This window comes from Nitrososphaera sp. (assembly GCF_036397675.1).
GTDB lineage: Archaea > Thermoproteota > Nitrososphaeria > Nitrososphaerales > Nitrososphaeraceae > Nitrososphaera.
In genome coordinates this window covers 1-5,552 of record NZ_DASWIL010000012.1, presented here as the reverse complement: position 1 = coordinate 5,552, position 5,552 = coordinate 1, and the positions used below count along the sequence as shown (strand labels likewise).

The 5,552-nt window shown below is 51.9% G+C and carries 8 protein-coding genes; 6 read left to right on the top strand and 2 right to left on the bottom strand.

Annotated features, from left to right (window positions below):
* Window positions 1–618: 618 nt before the first annotated feature.
* A complete protein-coding gene (locus tag VGA14_RS02340; RefSeq protein ID WP_331002136.1) occupies window positions 619–1,395 on the top strand; it encodes a proteasome assembly chaperone family protein in 777 nt (258 codons plus the stop codon).
* Here the strand turns inward: VGA14_RS02340 and VGA14_RS02335 are convergent.
* Complete coding sequence (locus tag VGA14_RS02335) at window positions 1,392–1,679, bottom strand: OB-fold nucleic acid binding domain-containing protein (protein ID WP_331002135.1); 288 nt, start codon at window positions 1,677–1,679, stop codon at window positions 1,392–1,394. The genes VGA14_RS02340 and VGA14_RS02335 overlap by 4 nt on opposite strands.
* A gap of 344 nt (window positions 1,680–2,023) precedes the next feature.
* On the opposite strand from VGA14_RS02335, the gene VGA14_RS02330 reads away from it, so the two are divergent.
* The 4 genes from VGA14_RS02330 to VGA14_RS02315 all read left to right on the top strand — a co-directional run bounded on the left by VGA14_RS02330 (window position 2,024) and on the right by VGA14_RS02315 (window position 4,095).
* On the top strand, window positions 2,024–2,257 hold the full coding sequence (locus tag VGA14_RS02330; protein ID WP_331002134.1) for a ferritin-like domain-containing protein: 234 nt from the start codon (window positions 2,024–2,026) through the stop codon (window positions 2,255–2,257).
* Between the two features lie 354 nt (window positions 2,258–2,611).
* Complete coding sequence (locus VGA14_RS02325; RefSeq protein ID WP_331002133.1) at window positions 2,612–3,064, top strand: cyclic nucleotide-binding/CBS domain-containing protein; 453 nt, start codon at window positions 2,612–2,614, stop codon at window positions 3,062–3,064.
* Window positions 3,061–3,732, top strand: a complete 672-nt coding sequence (locus VGA14_RS02320; RefSeq protein WP_331002132.1) for a phosphoribosyltransferase — start codon at window positions 3,061–3,063, stop codon at window positions 3,730–3,732. Before VGA14_RS02325 ends, VGA14_RS02320 begins: the two co-directional genes overlap by 4 nt.
* Before the next feature lie 93 nt (window positions 3,733–3,825).
* Entirely contained in the window at window positions 3,826–4,095 is a 270-nt protein-coding gene (locus tag VGA14_RS02315; RefSeq protein ID WP_331002131.1) for an adenosine-specific kinase, read from the top strand.
* A gap of 19 nt (window positions 4,096–4,114) precedes the next feature.
* Here VGA14_RS02315 and VGA14_RS02310 read toward each other — a convergent pair whose 3' ends face one another.
* The gene (locus tag VGA14_RS02310) at window positions 4,115–4,759 is read right to left on the bottom strand and encodes a dienelactone hydrolase family protein (RefSeq protein ID WP_331002130.1); all 645 of its coding nucleotides are present in this window, start codon (window positions 4,757–4,759) and stop codon (window positions 4,115–4,117) included.
* A gap of 100 nt (window positions 4,760–4,859) precedes the next feature.
* On the opposite strand from VGA14_RS02310, the gene VGA14_RS02305 reads away from it, so the two are divergent.
* Entirely contained in the window at window positions 4,860–5,369 is a 510-nt protein-coding gene (locus VGA14_RS02305; RefSeq protein WP_331002129.1) for an Hsp20/alpha crystallin family protein, read from the top strand.
* Window positions 5,370–5,552: the final 183 nt, after the last annotated feature.

Genomic DNA, 5,552 nt, shown 5'->3' with positions numbered 1-5,552 from the left:
CTCTCGAGTCCCATCATGACCTTCATATCGTCCTTGAAGCAGTCCACAGAGTACGACGACACCTGCATCCTGCCAAGCGCCTCGTTGATAAAGGTCACCACTGTCTTGATGGCTTCTGTCGTTGTCTCCTTGTCATCTATGGTCACCACTATACGGTAGGGCATCAGATACACTGTGCCCGATGGTAATTTAAGCCCATACTGGAGGGGTAGCGTTAACTTTGGGGTATGTCCGGAGTGCCATAGGGGTAAGACAGGAAACGTTGAGGGTAAGATGTCATTTCCTGTCCTGTCCGTGTCTGGTCTGCATGTGAAGTTCATGCCAGTATTCGCTTGGTGATTCGTGCCCACAGATGGGACAGACTATTTTCGCAGTCTTCATTCCACGAAAGTGAAACTGGATATCTTTATGCAAGGTAATATACTTTTCTGAGAAAGCGGCAGTCCTAGAAAATATAAGTACAGTGCATACATGACCAGCTCCGTGGACGTCCTCTCGTTCGAATGTTAATCCCATAGAATGTAGGAGTACGCCCACAGCTATAGCTTTATCCCTAACTTAACAGGACCACTGGAGGACCCGGAAAGGCTTTAAAGCGCATTCGGGGCTTTGCACTCTGTGCCAGACCCAGAGATAAGGTTCATCCAGACCGGCGATATGCCCAAGCCAAAGACCGCGCCGCACCTTGTCTGCGGCTTTCCAGGCTCGGGTTTTGTCGGCAAGCTTGCCGTAGATCATCTGATAGAGGAGCTCAAGGCAAGCCGCCTGGTTGACATTTACTCCAGCTCGTTTCCGCCCCAGGTGCTGATAGGAACCGACGGCACGGTTGACCTCATGAAAAACAGCATATTCTGGTGGGAAGGCGACGGCGCCAGCCTGCTCCTGCTTACAGGCGAAACGCAGCCGCAGAACCCGGACTCTGAATACGCGCTGGCAGGCCAAATACTGGACTTTGCCGGCAGGCTCGGCATGAAAGAAGTGTTCACGCTTGCAGCCTACATCACTGGCGTGTTTGTGGAAAAGCCCCGGGTCTTTGGCACCGCGACTGATGCAGGCACTGTCGCGGCGTTTGCCCAAAACAACATCTCGGCTATGGACAGCGGCAGCATAACAGGAATGAATGGCCTAGTCATAGGCATTGCAAAGATGCGCGGCATGAGAGGAACGTGCCTGCTCGGCGAGACGTCAGGCTACGTCGTCGACGCCAAGGCGTCAAAGGCTGTGCTTGAAATTCTGTTGAAGATGATAAACGTAAAGGTGGACATGGCAAACCTGGACAAGAGGGCGAAGGACACGGAGATGTTGATACAAACAATAGAACAGCAGATGGCTGGGAAGGAAAGGCCGGCCGCTGAAGGCCAGCAGCGCCCTCGGAACACCGGATACATCAGCTAGACTTTGGTCATCTTGCCGAACTTGCCGACGCTGATGCTGTTCTCGCCCTTGAAGGTGTTGATGTAGCCGTTTTCTATCGACACCTTGTCTCCGGGCTGGACCTTGTCGATGTCGTCGCCCCACAGCGAAAGCTTGATGGAGCCCGACTCGTCAGAGATGATCGCATCTGCGACGTTGTTTGTGCCGCCTGATTTCAGGTTAACGGTGCGGGGCTGGCCCACGCTGTCTATCTTGCCAGTCACGCTGACGTTGCGCATTCCAGGCTTGAGTTCGCTTATCTTCATGAAACGTAGTTTATGGCAATCTCATAATAAAGGTTACACTCAGGAATTTGGTTAGTCCAGCGGTTGGGCAGTTTTTAGGCCTAGCAAGAGGCCAAGTGTGGGATAATAGTTTAAGTAACATTACCATCTTGTCCGTACCATTAACTGATAATCTGCGTCAATGAGAACTGAGTTCTTTAAAATGTTCTCTTCTAGTGTTTTCTTGGCATCCACGCCCCTTCATGTCAAAGAATGAAATGCCATGATCCTTCTTCACTTCCCATTACTGTCACGCTTGAAGTCGATTGTAGTGCATTACAGTGCAATCCTACTCCTTAAGTGGCTTCCCTACCTAGCCGGGACCTATGACACAATCTCAAGCCAGACCAACCATACTGTCAGACTGCCAATACAACATCGTAAAACAGCTTGAAAAAGAACTGCAGTTCCTCTGGTGCGTTGACGGCTACATCAAAGACGCCGAAAAGGAAGGCGACTCCAAATGCGCAGAGGCCTTCAGACAGATAAAGGCAGACGAGGAAAAGCACGCCAAGATGCTGAAGGAATTGCTGTCAGATTTTCAAAGAAGCAAGAGATAGAGCAGGCAGGCAGGCAGGCAGACAGATGCAGTTTCTCTCCCTTATTTTTTCAACCTGCTTATTTCAGGCGTCGCCGGCCACTTCATCAGGCAACGCGCTTACAGGTTTGGACTAGTAATCAGAGTAGACTTATTCCGAGTGCTTCTTCCTCTCTTCACAGGTCTTGAAATGCGCGTTGCAAAAGGAACAGTTGTACTTCAGAGCATGTGAATTATCCCAGCCAGGTTCAGACACAAAGGCCTTTTCCTTATTTTGTTACTTAACTTTGCTTCCAGCATGCTAAACATGCCTAGCCGCACTGCATTACAATGCATTCCTGCAACGTATATCGTAGGAGAGGTCTCACTGACCTCGTTGGGCGAAACAAAGGTTTCAGATGTGGCAAGCAGACGTCTCGTAATACTAGACTGCAACAGCAGCATACAGGAAATCGCGGAAACGATGGCTGCAAAGCGGGTCAGCGCGGTGGTCCTTGCAGACAGCGGCAGGCCTGTAGGGATTCTTACAGAGCGCGACCTTGCAAGGCAGGTCTGCGCAAAGGACCTTACGCCGAGCAAGACTCCTGCCACAGCCTTGATGTCTGCCCCTGTGGTAGCGGTGGGCGGAGATTCTAAGATGGAAGACGCCGCAGAGCGAATGGTGAAAAGCGGCGTACGGCACCTTGCGGTTGAGGGTGAAAAACACAAGCTGGTGGGAATGATAACCGCGACAGACTTTGCGTGGTACATGGGCAAGAAGGCTTTCGGAGAATCAAGCGTGCTCGACCTCCTTTACCCCTATGAAGAATTCGGAGAAGAAATGCCTTGACGAGCGACCTCTACGGCGAAGTGACTTTCAAAGACAGGCGGCACGCTGGGGCACTTTTGGCAGCAAAATTGAAGGAAATATACGGCAAAAAGCTTTCCGCAGAAAAGCCACTGGTCCTGGCGATACCCCGCGGGGGCGTCGTTACAGGCGATGAGATAGCCACCCGGCTTGACTGGGAGATGGATGTGGTTGTTTCAAAAAAGATAGGCGCACCTGACAACCCCGAGCTTGCCATAGGCGCGGTGATGCACGACGGGAGCTTTTTTCCAAACGCTGACATAATAGAGGCGCTCGGCGTCAGCGAGGATTACATAAAGCACCAGATATCTGAAAAGATGAAGGAAATAGAGCGCCGTCTTGGCAGGTTCAGGGGCGGCAGAGACTACCGCCTTGAAGGAAGAACCGTCATACTTGTTGACGATGGCATCGCAACTGGCGCAACCGTGTTTGCCACCATCAACTGGTTGAAGAATCAAAAGCTGAAAAAGCTCATAGTGGCCATGCCTGTTGGTCCTGCAGACACCATCCAGAGGCTGAAGCAGGTGACAAGCCACTTGGTGATCCTGCATACCCCTGTAGTCTTTATGGCCGTCGGCACATTTTACGACGACTTTTCTCAGGTCAGCGACGACGAAGTCGTCGCAATAATGAGCAAGTATCACGTATAGCACAATCATGTCTGTGTTAAGGATAAATCCTTGCTCTGCAATGCTAATCCATGGAACTGCAAAGCGTCAGGATACAGCCCCCCCTCTGATGGAGTGCGGCTTGTACTTGCCCCAAGCCACTTTATCAAGACGGTCGAAGATGTCTCTGAATGCCTTGCCAACCGCGTGCCAGGTATCAAGTTCGGGATAGCCTTTTGCGAGGCTGGTGTGTCGTGCCAAGTGAGGCACACAGGCAACGACAGGGAGATGGAAAAGCTTGCTACTGACTACATGATCAATGTGGCTGCAGGTCACGGGCTTTTTGAACCTGATGAAAAACGCATTCCCAATAAACGTACTCCCGCGCTTGAAAGAGGTTCCTGAGAAAAATAGGCTACAAACTCTAGCTGCCAAGGTAGCGCAAGAACCAGTCCCTTGCAAGCTTTGCGACCTCGTCGAGCTTGCCGGGCTCCTCAAAAAGATGCGTGGCACCGGGCACAATCACCAGCTTGCACTGAGCCTTCATCTTTTCCATCGCATCGCGGTTCATGCCTATGACTGGCTCGTCGTCGCCTCCAACTATCAAAAGCGTAGGCGCCTTAACCTTGGGAAGGTAGTCAAAGGCAAGGTCAGGCCTTCCGCCACGGGAGACCACCGCCTTTACAGCACCCCGACGCTCTGCAGCTGCCACAAGCGCGGCCGCCGCTCCAGTGCTTGCTCCAAAATAACCGATATTCAAGTGTTGAGTAAGGTCGTTTTCAGTGAGCCAGTCGGTTGCGCCTGCCAGCCTTTCGGCAAGCAGGCCTATGTCAAAGCGCAGGTGCGCAGTGCGGATGTCGACGGCTTCCTCTTCAACTGTCAAAAGGTCCATCAGAAGCGTGGCAAGGCCGGCGTCCTGAAGCACCCGAGCGACGCGCCTGTTTCTCGGGCTGTGCCGGCTGCTGCCGCTGCCGTGGGCAAAGACCACTATCCCTCTGCCTTGTCTTGGAAGCGTCAAGTCGCCCTCGAGAACCACCTTCCCTGATGAGATTTTAACCGGGGCGCTCATGCATTTATGAAATTTGGCAGAGGTATGTAAAACCTCTATGTATGCTGTGCGTTGCACTGTACTCCAACTTGTCATATACTAACCACCCCTGTTGTGTGGCATGAAGTCCAATAGATCGGGCATCAGGAAAAAGGAAGAACCACTATCAAAGCGCGTCGATACCCTGTTTGAAAGCATCAGGCACAATGTGGAAGAAATGGAAAGGGCTTTTGCACGTCCGTGGTCGCCGTCCTTTGAGCTGGGGTTCCCAACGGTCCCGTTCATGTCCCTCCCTGAGGTCAGGGCGCCGCTGTGCGACCTTGTGGACAGGGGAGAGAGGTACGAACTGAGCCTAGAAGTTCCGGGAATTGAGAAGGAAAAGATAGACATCAAGGCCACCAAGCACTCGATAGAGGTATCATGCGAGCAGTCAGAGAAAAAGGAAGAAAAGGGCAAGCACTTCCTTTATAACGAGCGCTCGTACAAGTCGTTCTATCGCAAGGTACCAGTCCCGGAAGAGATAGTGCCTTCCAAGATAGAGGCCAAGGTGGTCAACGGCATACTCAACGTTACAATGCCAAAGAAATCTCCCACGCCGGCAGTAGAGAAAACCAAAGTCGAGGTCAAGTGACCTCTACAGGTGGTTTAAAGTGAATGGCGACGACAAGACGACCATCGTACAGAAGATAATGACTGCGCTTCCTCTGCAGACCGCTCCGCCTGCTGCCAGCGTCAGGGAGCTAGCACAACAAATGAAAGCCAACCAAAGAGGAGCCATAGTGATTGTAGATGGCAAGAACCGTCCACTTGGAAT

What these genes read in the sequence shown, in the direction of transcription:
- VGA14_RS02335 (WP_331002135.1), bottom strand. Translation starts at nt 1,679, where the DNA reads ATGAAGATAAGCGAACTCAAGCCTGGAATGCGCAACGTCAGCGTGACT.
- VGA14_RS02330 (WP_331002134.1), top strand. Translation starts at nt 2,024, where the DNA reads ATGACACAATCTCAAGCCAGACCAACCATACTGTCAGACTGCCAATAC.
- VGA14_RS02310 (WP_331002130.1), bottom strand. Translation starts at nt 4,759, where the DNA reads ATGAGCGCCCCGGTTAAAATCTCATCAGGGAAGGTGGTTCTCGAGGGC.
- VGA14_RS02305 (WP_331002129.1), top strand. Translation starts at nt 4,860, where the DNA reads ATGAAGTCCAATAGATCGGGCATCAGGAAAAAGGAAGAACCACTATCA.